Annotated in this window: 14 protein-coding genes; 12 read left to right on the top strand and 2 right to left on the bottom strand. The window is 61.9% G+C overall.

The window, feature by feature from the left end:
- Positions 1-512: 512 nt before the first annotated feature.
- Positions 513-1562 carry a Tat pathway signal sequence gene (locus EKN07_RS05385; protein WP_108715912.1) on the bottom strand — a complete coding sequence of 350 codons (1050 nt, stop codon included), beginning with the start codon at positions 1560-1562 and terminating at the stop codon, positions 513-515.
- Between the two features lie 91 nt (positions 1563-1653).
- Here EKN07_RS05385 and EKN07_RS05380 point away from each other — a divergent pair, with 91 nt between their 5' ends.
- Positions 1654-2178 carry a PadR family transcriptional regulator gene (locus tag EKN07_RS05380; protein WP_108715911.1) on the top strand — a complete coding sequence of 175 codons (525 nt, stop codon included), beginning with the start codon at positions 1654-1656 and terminating at the stop codon, positions 2176-2178.
- 218 nt (positions 2179-2396) lie between these two features.
- Here EKN07_RS05380 and EKN07_RS05375 read toward each other — a convergent pair whose 3' ends face one another.
- Entirely contained in the window at positions 2397-3389 is a 993-nt protein-coding gene (locus EKN07_RS05375; protein ID WP_241228140.1) for a cation diffusion facilitator family transporter, read from the bottom strand.
- 675 nt (positions 3390-4064) lie between these two features.
- Between EKN07_RS05375 and rpsP the strand changes: the two genes are divergently transcribed.
- The 11 genes from rpsP to dprA all read left to right on the top strand — a co-directional run bounded on the left by rpsP (position 4065) and on the right by dprA (position 14075).
- Positions 4065-4544: a 30S ribosomal protein S16 gene (rpsP, locus tag EKN07_RS05370; protein WP_108715909.1), complete on the top strand. Its 480-nt coding sequence runs from the start codon at positions 4065-4067 to the stop codon at positions 4542-4544.
- Complete coding sequence (locus tag EKN07_RS05365; protein ID WP_108715908.1) at positions 4544-4783, top strand: RNA-binding protein; 240 nt, start codon at positions 4544-4546, stop codon at positions 4781-4783. The genes rpsP and EKN07_RS05365 overlap by 1 nt, the downstream gene beginning before the upstream one ends.
- 409 nt (positions 4784-5192) lie before the next feature.
- The gene (gene rimM / locus EKN07_RS05360; protein ID WP_126145827.1) at positions 5193-5954 is read left to right on the top strand and encodes a ribosome maturation factor RimM; all 762 of its coding nucleotides are present in this window, start codon (positions 5193-5195) and stop codon (positions 5952-5954) included.
- Entirely contained in the window at positions 5954-7471 is a 1518-nt protein-coding gene (gene trmD / locus EKN07_RS05355; RefSeq protein WP_126145826.1) for a tRNA (guanosine(37)-N1)-methyltransferase TrmD, read from the top strand. The genes rimM and trmD overlap by 1 nt, the downstream gene beginning before the upstream one ends.
- Before the next feature lie 137 nt (positions 7472-7608).
- Positions 7609-7959 (top strand): 50S ribosomal protein L19, encoded by a 351-nt coding sequence (gene rplS, locus EKN07_RS05350; RefSeq protein ID WP_108715905.1) that lies wholly within the window; start codon positions 7609-7611, stop codon positions 7957-7959.
- Positions 7960-8158: 199 nt separating this feature from the next.
- On the top strand, positions 8159-9181 hold the full coding sequence (gene lepB, locus EKN07_RS05345) for a signal peptidase I (protein ID WP_240611220.1): 1023 nt from the start codon (positions 8159-8161) through the stop codon (positions 9179-9181).
- A 111-nt stretch (positions 9182-9292) separates the two neighbouring features.
- The gene (locus EKN07_RS05340; protein ID WP_206435686.1) at positions 9293-10048 is read left to right on the top strand and encodes a ribonuclease HII; all 756 of its coding nucleotides are present in this window, start codon (positions 9293-9295) and stop codon (positions 10046-10048) included.
- Positions 10045-10359: a DUF2469 domain-containing protein gene (locus EKN07_RS05335; protein WP_108715903.1), complete on the top strand. Its 315-nt coding sequence runs from the start codon at positions 10045-10047 to the stop codon at positions 10357-10359. Before EKN07_RS05340 ends, EKN07_RS05335 begins: the two co-directional genes overlap by 4 nt.
- 491 nt (positions 10360-10850) lie before the next feature.
- The gene (locus EKN07_RS05330) at positions 10851-11321 is read left to right on the top strand and encodes a YraN family protein (RefSeq protein ID WP_126145824.1); all 471 of its coding nucleotides are present in this window, start codon (positions 10851-10853) and stop codon (positions 11319-11321) included.
- Positions 11318-12841, top strand: a complete 1524-nt coding sequence (locus tag EKN07_RS05325) for a YifB family Mg chelatase-like AAA ATPase (RefSeq protein ID WP_108715901.1) — start codon at positions 11318-11320, stop codon at positions 12839-12841. The genes EKN07_RS05330 and EKN07_RS05325 overlap by 4 nt, the downstream gene beginning before the upstream one ends.
- On the top strand, positions 12828-14075 hold the full coding sequence (dprA, locus tag EKN07_RS05320) for a DNA-processing protein DprA (RefSeq protein WP_108715900.1): 1248 nt from the start codon (positions 12828-12830) through the stop codon (positions 14073-14075). Before EKN07_RS05325 ends, dprA begins: the two co-directional genes overlap by 14 nt.
- Positions 14076-14093 lie beyond the last annotated feature (18 nt).

Below are 14093 nucleotides of genomic sequence, written 5' to 3'. Positions count from 1 at the left end.
CCCGCGAACCGCGCAATATTGCGCCGCATTTTAGCAGCCGGGGGTGGATATCATCCCGCACCTGCGTCATCTTGCACTCGCGGACCGTGCCCGAGCATCCGGTGTGAAACGGACTACGTTGATCGTATGCTCTTCCGCGGCGCGGTCCAAGACGAATCGGTCGGGTGTCTCACTTCGCGGGCACTGGACAGATGTCTCACCGCGGGGTAAGGACGGCGCGTACGCAATGCGAGGGGCTGGACGTACGGGATGGAATTATGGTGCCGGGATGCCTCTGCTCGGTGAGCGTCGCAGGCCGCGCGCTGGCGTCCTCGATACCTGCGCGCGCCGGTGCTCTGCTTGGTCCGGTGCTCTGCTTGGTTATGTTCTCGGGCCGGTGCGTACCGGGACCGCGTCGCAGGCCATCTAAGACGACCAAGCCGGCCCGTGGGGGACACCCCGTCACGTAGCGGCGCGGTCCACGGCAGAGTGCAGGCGCCTGGCCCGTGGGGCAAGATTCGAAAGGGTAACGTTTACAGTGAACTCGTCAGCTTGTCAAGGGTTTCGCGCAGTGAGTCGGAGCCATTGGTTTGCACAGCATCCTGGTAGTAGTACCACCAGAAATACCCGCCGACGAAGCGTTCGCCAACAGCCTCGCTCAACTCCGCATTCATCCCGTAGTAGCGCTCGGCGATAGCGGTTTTCTCCTGTATCGTCGGCTCCTTGGGCAGACCATCTTCGGCACCTTGCGCACCTATTTCTCCGATACCGAGCCGGGCCTGTGGGAATAGTGCCCCCAGCTCGTTCAAGGTCTCGGCCAACTCCGTTGCTGTAGGCTGCTGTGCCGGTGAACAGGCCGTTTCGTAGACAGACAGGAAAACGAAGTCAACATCCAGATTGACTGTGGCTGCGTAGTCGAGAGTATCCTCCCAGCCATGGTCGTAGCATCGTGATGACTGCCAATAGTTCAAGGTCAGCGCGGTACGTCCGCCGTGGGCGACGACGGCGTCATATGCGGCCGTCACCTTGGGGTTAATCTCTGCCGGAGACGTACCGACCCATGCGCCGTTGACCTCATTTCCGATCTCCCAGATATCGACGTGCTCCCCGAAGGCCGTTATGGCGGCCTCGGTACGTGCAGTGACGTCCCCCGCGCTCATGTCCGCGAGCTCCGAGGAGTCGGCGATTTGCATCATGATTTGGGCGACTGGATCAAGCTGTTCCAAGGCATGCGTGTACTCGGCGAGGGACGTATCGAGATCAAAGACCACGCGCACCGTCAGTTCTGCCGTGCTGTCGCCAATGACGGCGACGGACGCATCGATATCGTCCAGGGTATCCAGTGTGACTCCACGCAGCGGAGTGTTAAGCGGCGTTGCAGGCCTGGCAGGAGAGGAACCCGACGAGGGCGAGGGTGCCGGCGCCCCGGCGGAGGTGCGAATCTCGGGTACCGGGCTGGCCGCCGTGCAGGCAACCAGTACATAACATGCGATTGTGGCTGCGGTAAGTGCGAGGATTCGAGTCAGACCACTGCTGCGGCGAGGTTCGACTGCGCGGCGGCGTATGCACCGGAGAATGCTCATTCATCAAGTATGACTCATGCGGGTACGAGGCACTCATCAATTTCCATGTCTTCGGTGAGGGAGCAGCCGTGTGCACTAGTAGCATAAGAGCATGTTGACGCTGATGATTCTCGGGTTTCTCGCGGAAGAAACCATGCACGGCTACGAGCTGCGCAAGAGGATCATGGGCTTGTCCGGCTATTCTCGCAATCTGAGTGACGGAAGCCTGTATCCGGCGATCAAGCGGCTGCGCAGTGAGGGTCTTCTCACGCGGCACCGGGTGGAAGGGAAAACCGGCGTCACCCGCCAAGAGTTGAGAATCACCGACGCGGGGCGGAGGTTCCTACATGAGCGGCTACGGGATGCAGACGGCACCGATATCACCGACATCACGCGTTTCATGACGATCCTTGCTTTCTTGTCCCAGCTTCCCGACCCGCAGGAGAGGAAGGCCGTCTTGCGGCGACGACTCGAATTCCTGGAGGCACCGCGTAGCTTCTTCTTCGACGGCGAGCGGCCGCTGCGGGAAAGTGAACTCGATGATGTGTACCGGCGAGGAATGATATCAATCGCGTGTGCACAGAATCTGAGTGAACGGGCATGGCTGCGGCAAATGCTCGGACTGCCTGAGGTGTAGTCAACTGTTGTGAGACCATACAACTGTTGTTATGGGACCATAGGTGTACCGTGACTTCCACGCTGACTCGACGATTCGCTCCTACCAGATTTGCCGCTCCGTCCGTAGCGCCTGACGGGCGTGTGTAGATTGGCTCCGCTGGCGGGATGATGATAACGCGGCAATGGCGGGCGACGTCGATAAACCATAGTCCGTCGCAGACCGGTGGGTGTATCCTCTCAGTCGGCTTGCATATGCCCTTCATGCGGACCCACGGGGTCGCGCGGCTGGTAAGTTCCCGCGTCGCCCAGGGGCACGTAGCCGTCGGGAATGTCGTCATATGAGCGGGGGTCCTCAATTGGCTCCACATGGATGAGCACATGCAGGTTCGGAACCGCCGCCTGAAGCTCGTCGGCGAGATCCTCGGCCAGTTCGTGGCCACGCCGCACCGACCAAATGCCGGGAACCAGCAGGTCTACGTTGGCGAAGGCGTCGTGGCCAGCCGCGCGGGTCTGCAGCCCATGAAAACGAATCTCACTGTTCGTATGCGCTTGCAGGATGCCAATAATGGCGCGGTTCTGTTCTTCCGGAAGGGTTACATCCATCAGTCCGGAGAGCGAGGAGCGGACCATGCGTGCGCCGGTGATAATAATGTTGAGTCCCACGAGCAACGCGACGATGGGGTCGAGGGCGTCCCAGCCCGTTGCCGCCACAAGGGCAACTCCGAGCAGCACACCGGCACTGGTGACGACATCGGTGAGCAGATGCATTCCATCTGCACGCAGCGTGGGGGAGACGTAGCGTCTTCCAGCGCGCAGCAAGACGACGCCGACGATCGCGTTGACGATGGCGGCAGTCATGGACACAGCCATACCTATACCAACGCGCTCCAAGGGGTGGGGTGCGAAGAGCCGTTGCACGGCTGCCACGATGATGAACGCCGCCGCCGCTAATACCATCGCGCCCTCAACGGCGGAGGAGAAGTATTCCGCCTTGGAACGACCATAGGGGTAACGCGAATCCGCCGGTTTTGCTGCTTGTTTCAGTGCCAACAGCGCCACGAGTGCTGCCACGAGGTTCACGACCGACTCTGCGGCGTCGGAGAGCAGTCCGACCGACTCGGTGAGTAGGTAGGCGCCCGTTTTCAACGCGATGGTAGCAAGTGCTGTGCCCACAGACAGCCAGGCGAAGCGTAGAAGCCTGGCGTGCGTGAAAGCGTTTGGCGATGTCACGGGTCTATTTTTATGGGCGCGGGGAGAGGAATCCAAGGCCCGCAGCGAAATGCGCCGAAGTGCACGATGTTCGGGGAGCGGCCACGGGCTGTTCGGGGAATCTGGCGAGCAGATGTTCGTGGCTTGGGCCACTTGTTGTTCGTCCGGCCGAAGTGAGCGTTTCCCTGATGAAAGGCGGAGGCGCCTGTCTGTCGCGTCGCCCCGATGGACGGGGAGCATTTTCATTTGCGACGGGGAACCGGCAGACCTGTACCGGTAGTCCCGACGGGTGGGGAGCGCATTCCCGGCAGACTGAAGAAGCCCCCAGACCTTCTTGCACGCGAAACGTGTGCGATCACGCCGCTACTCGTTGTCGGTGGTGAGCCCAGACCTTCATGCATGCGGAACGTGTTTGTCCCCGCGGGCACACCATGGAGAGGACGCCTGCAGCCGAAGGTATGGAACGCTGGAAGCCAGAGGTACGGAATGCTGGATGTGCGCTGTGGGCGAGTCCACCCGCAATCGGCGTGAGTTCAATTGCCGTCAGTGGCGCAAATCTGGCACAATTGAGCCTTGTACTCGAGCGCTCGGGGCCCTCTCTTCCCGTGCGTGCGTGTCTCGGACACCGACTGGCGCGACTCCCACCGGGTCGGGCGGGCGTCCACTTCAATTTAGAAAGTAGGAGTGACCGCACAAGTGGCAGTCAAGATTCGTCTCAAGCGCATGGGCAAGATCCGTGCACCCCAGTACCGCGTCGTCGTCGTTGATTCCCGGAAGAAGCGGGACGGGCGCGTCATCGAGGAAATCGGGAAGTACCATCCCACCGAGAACCCCTCGCTAATTGATATTGATTCGGAGCGCGTGCAGTACTGGCTGTCCGTCGGCGCCCAGCCGACCGAACCCGTACTTGCGCAGCTCAAGGTGACCGGCGACTGGCAGAAGTTCAAGGGCATCAAGGACAGCGGTGGCCGTCTGAAGGTCAAGGACACCGTTGATCCGGAAGAGGCCCGTAAGTCCGCTGCCGAGTCGGTGCAGAACGAAGCGGAGAAGCGCCGTGCCGCTGCCGCCGAAGCCAAGGCGAAGGCCGAGGAAGAGGCAAAGGCCGCAGCCGAAGCGGACTCCGCGGAGCAGTCCGGAGCGCAGGACGCGCCGGCGGAAACTGAGGAGGAAGCCTGATGCTCGCCGAAGCTCTAGAGCATCTGGTTCGCGGAATCGTGGATAATCCCGATGACGTGCACGTGAAATCCCGCGGCACGCGTCGCGGCGAGCTGTTGGAAATCCGTGTGAATCCGGATGACCTGGGGCGTGTCATCGGGCGTGGTGGACGCACCGCCAAAGCCTTGCGTACCGTGACCAGCGCACTGTCTTCTAAGGGATCGGTGCGTATTGACGTCGTCGAAACCGACGAGGACTGATTCATATCGGTAAGGGGCCGACCCGATGCATGTATGTGCGGGTCGGCCCCTTACGTGTAGCGGCATGATGGATTTGGCAGGCGAACGGTTTGGGGAAACCACGCCGTCGCGCGGGCGTCTGCCGTGGGTCTGCAACGCTCTGAGGTGCTACCGGAGCAGGAATCAGGATGCAAATGCCGCCATGATAGGAGTCAATACTATGGCAGTGCGGTGTGTGGGTGTCGTCCACGTGTGGAAACCGCGCAGAGCATTGCGTCCTGTTAGCTTGCGTCTTCTGGTGCAGCTGCCGAACGCTATGACATCAGCAGTACGAATACTGCAGCCGCAACGGCATTAGGCCAGGCGTGTGACGGGTAATCCAGGGTAGAACCTGCGATGGCCGGGTCTGGATCAAAGGGAGTGAAAAACAGTGCAACTGACGGTAGCAGTCATTGGGGCTGCGCACGGCCTTAAAGGCGAGGTACGGCTTGACGTGCGCACGGATATCCCGGAGCGCCGGCTCGCTCCTGGAACAATGTTGGAAACCGACCCTGCGGAAGTTGGACCGCTGACCGTTGAACGTACACGCCAGTACAAGGGAGCGACGTACGCAACTTTTGTTGAGTGCCACAACCGGACCGCCGCTGAGCAGATCCGTGGCGTAAAGCTCACCGTGGAAACCGACGAAGACGAAATTGAGGAAGACGACGCGTGGTATGCGCATGAGCTCGTAGGGCTGGAGGTCCTTGACCCGGAGGGATACACACTTGGTGAGGTCATCGGCCTCGAACCGATGCCGGCACAAGACCTGTTGGTGGTTCGAGAGCCGGACGGCCTTATCGCGCGCGTGCCAATGGCGCGTGAGATCGTGACCGAAGTCGACCTGGATGACGGTTGCGTGGTGGTTGACGCGCCGCCGGGCCTCTTCTCCGACGACGAGTTGATCATTGTAGGTGCGGCCGACGACGCCCGGAACTCCCATGGGCATGACAGGCCCCGCCCCTCGGAGCACGGGGCGGGAGCGGTCGGTGGAGACCAGCGCACTGCTCGGAATCCGACCGGAGGCCGCAGCGATCAGCACGGCGCCAATCGGGAGGAAGGCACGGGGGCAGATTCGAGCAGTCATCGTAGTGCGGGCACTGATAGCAGTGGTCCGGAGCGCGAGCAAACCGCTGAGGAGGCGGCGAGCTGATGCGTTTCGATATCGTCTCTGTGTTCCCCGCGTTCTTCTCCGTGCTTGATCTCTCCTTGGTGGGAAAGGCACAGAATAGAGGCCTTCTTGATGTCGCGTGCCACGATCTGCGCGACTGGACCGACGATCCGCATCGCACGGTTGATGACACCCCTGCCGGTGGCGGCGCGGGAATGGTGATGCGGGCCGATATCTGGGGAAAGGCACTCGACGATTTTCTCGGCGGGAACGATGCGCCGCATACGCCCGTTCCGTCCGCAACGGTGCTCGCCATCCCTACGCCCTCGGCACGCCCCCTGACCCAACGCGATTGTGAACGCCTGGCAGCCGCAGAGCATATCGTCATCGCCTGCGGCAGATATGAGGGCATCGACGCCCGCGTCGCCGAGTATTACACCAAGCAGGGGGTAACCGTCTTCGAATACTCGCTTGGCGACTATGTGCTCAACGGGGGAGAGGTGGCGGCTGTTGCATTGGTGGAGGCCGTAGGGCGTCTGCTTCCAGGCATGGTCGGCAACCCGGAGTCACTGGTAGAGGAGTCGCACGGAGCCGCTGGACTGCTGGAGTACCCCGTTTATACTCGTCCGGCGGTTTGGCGCGGTTTGGAAATCCCTGGCGTGTTGGCCTCAGGCGATCACGGCGCGGTGGCCCGATGGCGGCGTGAACAAGCACTTGCGCGGACGGCGTCGCGGCGCCCAGACATGATTCGCGCGCTCGATACGGCATCACTGAACAAAAGAGAGCGACGAGCCCTTGCGGCATCCGGCTTCCTCGCTTTGCGTGGGTGCAAGCATCCGGTTCCGGTACATGTGCGCCCGGCCAAGCCTTCTGAGGCTGCGGAGCTGGCGGAGTTGGCGGCAGAGACCTTCCCAGATGCCTGTCCGCCGTGGCTTTCGGAAGCGGATATCACGGCATTCATTGCCGAACACCTCTCGGTGCGGGCCTTTGCCGATTATCTCGATGACCCGCATTGGGTGGTCACAGTGCTCGCCGCCGGATGCCAGAGCCCATCCCCGAGGGACGACTGCGATTGGGGAGGCGGCCAAGGGGAGGCCTGCGAGCGTTTCATTTCACCCGGTTCGCGCGGTGAATCGCTCTTTGGCTACACGCTGTGCCTGCTGCCGCCCGGGCGAACAGGGGAAGCTGCCGTCGCCGTCGGCAGTGGTGAAGGAGATGAAGGCGACGTCGCCGGCGAAGACGAAGGCGCGCCGGTGGACGCCGTCGTAGAGGGAACTCCACGCCGTGGTGAACTCATAGAGTTGTCAAAATTCTATCTGCGCCGATATGCTCGCGGCTCCGGGGCACAGGAACTGCTGTGGGACGGCACTCGCAGGGCGCTGCTGGAGCGGATCACCGGCGCGGAGCCCTATATCTGGCTCGGAACGAACGAAGGCAACCGTCGCGCGCAGCAGGCCTACAAGAAACTTGGATTTCACGCTGTTTCCACTCGCATCTTCGCAGTGGGTGACCAGGACAACTCGGACGTTATTTTCGCTCGTCGCCTACGTGTGCCATAATTGTGAGGCTTTCTCGCTGTCACAATACGCAGAGCCTGCCGCAGGGGGCCGCGTACCGGCGAGTTTCAATTGGTCGGCGGGAAACCGCCCCGATTACGCTTGTGACCTGCGCGCACGGGCGGAAGGAAGAGAATACAATGCAAACTCTCGATTTCGTCGAGGCTCCGCTGCTTCGCGACGACGTTCCCGAGTTCCGGGCAGGCGACACCGTCCGTGTCAACGTGCGAGTCGTCGAAGGCAATCGCACGCGTACGCAGGCATTCCAGGGTGTTGTGCTCGCTCGCAACGGTTCTGGCATCCGGCAGGCGTTCACCGTGCGTAAGGTCTCCTTTGGTTGCGGTGTGGAGAGGACGTTCCCGGTCCATTCACCGTCCATTGAGTCCATTGAGGTCGTCACCCGCGGTGATGTTCGGCGTGCGAAACTGTACTACCTGCGCGAGCGTCACGGTAAGGCCGCAAAGGTAAAGGAACGCCGCGAAGAGAACTGAACTTCTTCAGCCGGAATGCGGCGATCAGAGTAAGGCTTGGCATTGAGCCTGGCATCGATCACATTCTGGTCAATATTCCTAACAGGCCCGTCGCAATCGCGGCGGGCCTGACTTTTTGGCTAACATTCTAGGCGGGTGCTAACCCGATGAGACAACGAGTGCCCGCACATAAGCAGGCGGGCCGCAGCAAGGAGCAGGAATGGCGGCAGATCACGACGCCGGTCAGGCGGACGCCGAGGACGCAAGGAACGTCCCCGGTTCCCAAAGACTGGCGGCAGGTAATGCTGCCAGCGATTCTCCTGTTGCCCGTGATTCGCAGCTGGCCCAGTCAGAGGGCCTAGAGGAGGCGGCCGCTCTGGAGCGGGTAGCGGAGCAAATGCCTCCGTCGTTCCCGCCCAAAGGAGGCAACGCCCAACGCAAAGGCGGTACAGGTGAAGCAGCGGCCGAGAGGGCGGAGACGCGGGCACGCACGTCCTCTGAAGAGTCCAAGGATTCCGCAGCGCGGGATCCGGAGGATATCCGCGACGAGGAAGCTGAGACAACGGCCGAGAAGAAATCGTCTCGTACCCGCTCACTTATCGAGTTCGTCGCAATCGTTGCGGCGGCCCTGCTGCTTTCCGTCGTAATTAAGACGTTCTTTCTGCAGGCTTTCTACGTGCCCTCCAGCTCCATGGAAACAACTCTGATGACCGGCGACCGGATCGTAGTCAACCGGATGGCGACGGACGAGGAGGACATTCACCGGGGCGATGTCGTCGTATTCGTTGATCCTGGGGGATGGCTCGACAAGACCGAAGACACTAGACCAGCCTGGCAGCGCTGGGGGTCGCGTACCCTCCAAGCGGTCGGCCTGCTTCCCGGCGACGCGGGCCAGCACCTGGTCAAACGAGTTATTGGTGTGGGCGGCGATACGGTGAGCTGTTGCAGTGCCGATGGCAATCTCATGGTCAACGGTGTGGAGATCGAGGAGACCTATCTGGATGAGGGCATGGCGCCTTCGTTGCAGGAGTTCAAGGTGACCGTTCCGGAGGGCGAGTTATGGGTCATGGGCGATAATCGTTCCAACTCGCGCGACTCGCGGGCACACCAGAGTCAGACGGGTGATGGTTTCGTTCCGGTTGATAACGTTGTGGGCAGAGTGTGGGCGGTTTTCTATCCTTTCTCCCATGCGGGAGGGTTGGAAGATGCCTCCGACGTCTTTGCGCAGGTCCCTGATAACTAACAACTCAGTCAGGTAACCGACGGTGTCAAATAGGCGGTTGCGGACCAGTAGAGCATAACCACTAGAGCAAAAGGAGATGGCATCCCTATCACCCCGACCCGTGAGGAAGAGCTGGCGCTGCTGGCCCGTGTTCGTGAACGTGCCGGTGAAGATGCACTAGTAGCGGGCGTCGATGAGGTTGGTCGAGGTGCGTTGGCAGGACCGGTCAGCGTGGGAATCGCACTTATCGGTTCAGGTACCTCAGACGACTTTCCCGTCGGCCTGCGCGACTCCAAGCAATTGAGCGCTGCAGCTCGTACCAGGCTCGCACCGCTGTGCAGGCAGTGGGCGGTGGATGTTGCTGTCGGGCACGCTGGTCCGGATGTTGTTGATCGCGAGGGAATCATGGCGGCCTTGCGCCATGCCGCTGCCAATGCGCTCTCGACGTTGATCGCGGCGGGGCACAGGCCGTTGGCCGTGCTTCTTGACGGCAATGTGAATTGGTGGACGGATGCGCCCCTTTTCGATGCGGCGCCGTTACTGCCTGACCTTCCCGTCCTCACCAAGATGAAGGGCGATGCGTCTTGCGCTGTGATCGCGGCGGCTTCGGTGGCAGCGAAAGTGGAGCGGGACGCGTTGATGGTCACGCTTGATACGCAGCATCCGGGCTACGATTGGGCAAGAAACAAGGGCTACGCCTCGCCCGCGCATATCGCAGCTTTGCGGGAGTTGGGCACTTCGCCGCAACACCGCGTATCGTGGCGTTTGCCAGGTCTTTCCCAATCGGAGCCCTCGCCCCTCGAACCCTCTGAGGCGGGGCGCATACAACCAGCGGTCTCACAACCAGAGCCTTCCCAATTGGAGCTTTCACACAAGGAGGATGAATGAGTGACATCGAAGGGTACGAAGCCGAACAGGAGCTTGCCCTCTATCGCGAATACCGCGACGTCGTCAAGATCTTCCGGTACGTAGTGGAGACGGAGCGTCGCTTCTACCTCGCCAACGACGTCGACGTGAAGGTCCGTGCGTCGTCCGGAGGAGACGTGTTTTTCGAAGTCAATCTGTCTGATGCGTGGGTGTGGGATATCTACCGCACCTCGCGTTTCGTGCGCTCGGTGCGGGTGGTCACCTTTAAGGATGTGAATGTCGAAGAGCTCAACAAGCAGGACATCACCCGCGAACTCGACTTGCCGGAGTAGGGGCAACCGGGCTAAGAGGGTAACTCCAGCCCGAACGGTGACTTGGCCGCGAACCTAACCGGGCCGAGATGGTGACTGGACCGGGAAGGCAATCGGGGCGGTGACTCCGAGAGGGCAGGTGGGCCCAGATCTCAACTGGCCCGATAAGGCGTCTGGGTGTTGGTTATTCGCGGGAGTCTTTGACGAGGCGTGCGAATGGTCCATCGGTTGTGACGAGTTCGTTGAAGGTGCCGGTTTCGCGTATCCTGCCGTGTTCCATGGTGATGATTTGGTCCATGTGCATCAATGTTTTGGGGCGGTGATGTGTTCATTGTTCCGTTCTCGCGCGATCAGCGCCAACCAGGAGACTGGTGTCAAGCGCGATACTGACGTCAAGCTTTCGTCGACGCGTGTGCTGCGAGCGAGATCTCCACAGGGAACGAAATGAGCTAACTATCCCCAGGATAGCCACCAGCGTAGAGATACAGGACCATGCACGCTTGGCTTGTCTCATGAGCAGTGAATCATATGGGATGTCATTAGCAGAATCGGCGCGCAGTTCCTCGGAGCGTGCCGATGATGGTTCTCTGGGGGATCCGACTGCGACGGCGTCGGTCGAAAGGCTCACGCCGCGCGAACTGGGGCAGTGGGGTGAATCCATTGCCGCGAATGAGCTGGCCGCTCGTGGCTGGACGGTTCATGGTAGGAATTGGCGCTGCCGCAGTGGCGAACTCGATCTCGTGTGTACCGATCCGCAGCGCCACGCCGTCGTCGCTGTGGAGGTGAAAACACGGCACGCAGGTTCCCGCGTGCCGGCAGTTGAGGCGATATCGCGGGAAAAGCTCGCGCGTTTGCGGCGGTTGCTGGTGCAGTGGATTGCCGACCAGCAGATCCATGCGCCGCATCTCGCCGTGGATCTGGTCGCAATCACCGTTCACCGCGAGGGCACATGGACTCTCACTCATATCGAGGACATCGCATGATAATCGGCGTGGCACAGGCGATGTCGGTGGTGGGGGTGGAAGGGCATCCGGTACGGATTGAGGCGGCCATCCTTTCTGGGCTGCCATCGTTCACCATCGTCGGGCTGCCGGATACCGCAGTGTCCGAATCGCGGGAGCGCCTGCGAGCTGCGTTTGCGGCATCGGGGATCACCTTCCCTTCAGCACGACTGACCGTCAACCTATCGCCCGCCGACACGCCGAAAACTGGAACAGGATTTGACCTGGGGATCGCGGTGGCGATTCTCGGCGCCATGGGTGGACGGTCCAGCGAATCGGGTACCTATCTGTTGGGTGAGCTGGGCCTGGATGGGTCCGTGCGGCGGGTGCGCGGCGTTCTTCCCGCGGCTCTGGCCGCACACCGAGAACAGGCACAGCGCATGATCGTTCCGTGGGGAAGCGGCGGGGAGGCTGAGCTGGCGCATGTGCCAGCAACGGAGGTCTGGCATTTGAGCCAATTGGCTGTTGCCGCCGGAGTCACCTGTTCAGGTATTCCCAAGGAGCCGGTGCCATACTCTGAATCCCAGGCCGCTACCGAGTCATTGCCTGACTTATGTGATGTACGCGGCCAAGTGGAGGCGCGGCGGGCCCTGGAAGTTGCGGCGGCCGGCGGACACCATCTGCTGATGACGGGTGCGCCCGGAATTGGCAAGTCGATGCTGGCCTGCCGCCTTCCGGGTATTCTCCCGGCTCTGAGCACCGATGAGGCGGTGGAAGTTGCCGCCATTGCATCGGTGACTGGCGATTTCACCGGAAGAATCAGCCACGTGCCTCCCATTGCCGCGCCGCACCATACGGCCAGCGCGGTTGCACTGGTGGGTGGCGGGTCCGTACCACGCCCTGGAGCGGCTTCGCGTGCGCACCGTGGCGTGCTGTTCCTCGACGAACTTCCGGAGTTCTCCACCCACGCCCTACAGGCACTTCGCCAACCGATGGAGTCTGGACGCGTGGAGATACACCGCGCCCGAGCCACGGTCTCTTTCCCGGCGAGTTTTCAACTCATTGGCGCGGCAAATCCTTGCCGCTGTGGCAGGTATTTGGACGGGCCGGGCAAATGCACATGCTCGGTGCGTGAACGGCGCGACTATTTCCGCCGGATCGGCGGACCGCTATTGGATCGCTTTGACCTGAATGTTGTACTGCATCGGCCCTCGCGAGCAGCTCTGGCCATGGCGGGGGAGCCTGAACCGAGCGCCCGGGTGGCGGAGAGGGTGCTCCGGGCGCGGGAGAGGCAGCGCAGGCGCCTGGCGGGTACTCCGTGGACACGCAACGCGCAGGTTCCGGGTACGTGGCTGCGGCGTCACGTGGATGTGCCGCAGGCTGTGGTGCGCGATCTGGACCGGGCTCTCGCGCAAGGGGAGGTTACCATGCGCGCCGTCGACAAGGTCTTCCGTTTGGCCTGGACCATTGCCGACTTGGCAGGCCATGATTCGCCAGATCAAGGCGACTTTCACCAGGCGTTCACGTATCGCTTAAGGGGAGGATTCTATGGAGCGGCATAGGGACTCTGCGGAGCAGTATGAGTCTGCGGAGCGGTCTGAAGCGGGGCAGTATGAGGCGGGGCAGGCTACCGCGGTTTCCCGCGAGCGTCGGGCCGCAATGGCGTGGACCCGTATAGCGGAGGGAGAAGATGCCGCAGCCGTTGCACTCACCTCGAATCTGGGCTATGCGGCCGCCCTCGACTGGTTGCGCGAAGTGGTGGGGAAGGGCCAACCCTGCGATGCGCGGCTGCAGCAGGCGGTGGGTCGATGGAGTCACCGCCTTGACGATGCGGCCTTCGATCATGATGCTGATCGGATCGCCGCGCTGGGGGCTTTCGTGATGCCGGGTGACCCGTTGTGGCCGCAGCAACTCGATGATCTTGATGCGGTTCGCCCCCTAGGGCTGTGGTGCCAGGGGAACGTGAATCTTCTCGCTGGCACCGGTGTGGCTATTGTCGGGTCACGGGATGCGACCGACTACGGGTTGTCCCTCGCTCGTAATTTGGCCTTCGAACTGGCAGAGCGTGGAATAGGCGTGGTGTCCGGCGGCGCATTCGGGATCGACGCCGCCGCTCACGGGGGAGCGCTCGCGGCCGGCGGGGATACGATCATCGTCATGGCTAACGGCGTTGATCGGCCATATCCCGCGGCGAACGCCGGACTGTTCCGCCAGGTGCTCGCCGCCGGAGGATTGTTTGTATCAGAATCTCCTCCCGGAGCCTCACCCTTACGGCATCGATTCCTTGCCCGTAACCGGATCATTGCAGCTCTGGCGAGCGGATGCGTCGTCGTGGAGGCGCCGCATCGTTCCGGAGCGCTGTCGACGGCGCATCACGCACTGGAAATCGGCAGGCCGCTTGGCGCTGTTCCCGGCCCGGTGACCTCTGTGCACTCGGCAGGATGCCACCGCCTGCTGCGCGCGGGCGCGACCTGCGTGACGAACGTGGAGGAGATTCTTGAGCTGGTGGGAGGTTTGTTTGGTGTCCAGAAGCTTGCCCGAGGGGCGAAAAGTACGGCATCGGACAGGCGGCAAGCTGCCAACGGGCAACGGGTTGACGATGCCATGGCCGGTGACCCGCTTGCGGTGCGGGTGCGCGATGCCTTGCCGGTGAAGAGAGCTTGTGGTGTTGAGAGCATAGCGACGACGGCAGGCCTGGCAATAGGTGAAACTTTGCGCGGACTGGGCATGCTGGAAGTCGCTGGCGTGGCTGAGAACGTCGACGGTCTCTGGCGTTTGGCGCGGCCAACGCGTTGAGTGATGCCTCGGTACGTG

Origin of the sequence: Actinobaculum sp. 352 (assembly GCF_003957265.1) — a bacterium.
Taxonomy (GTDB): domain Bacteria; phylum Actinomycetota; class Actinomycetes; order Actinomycetales; family Actinomycetaceae; genus Asp313.
This window is presented reverse-complemented; position numbering and strand designations above follow the sequence as displayed.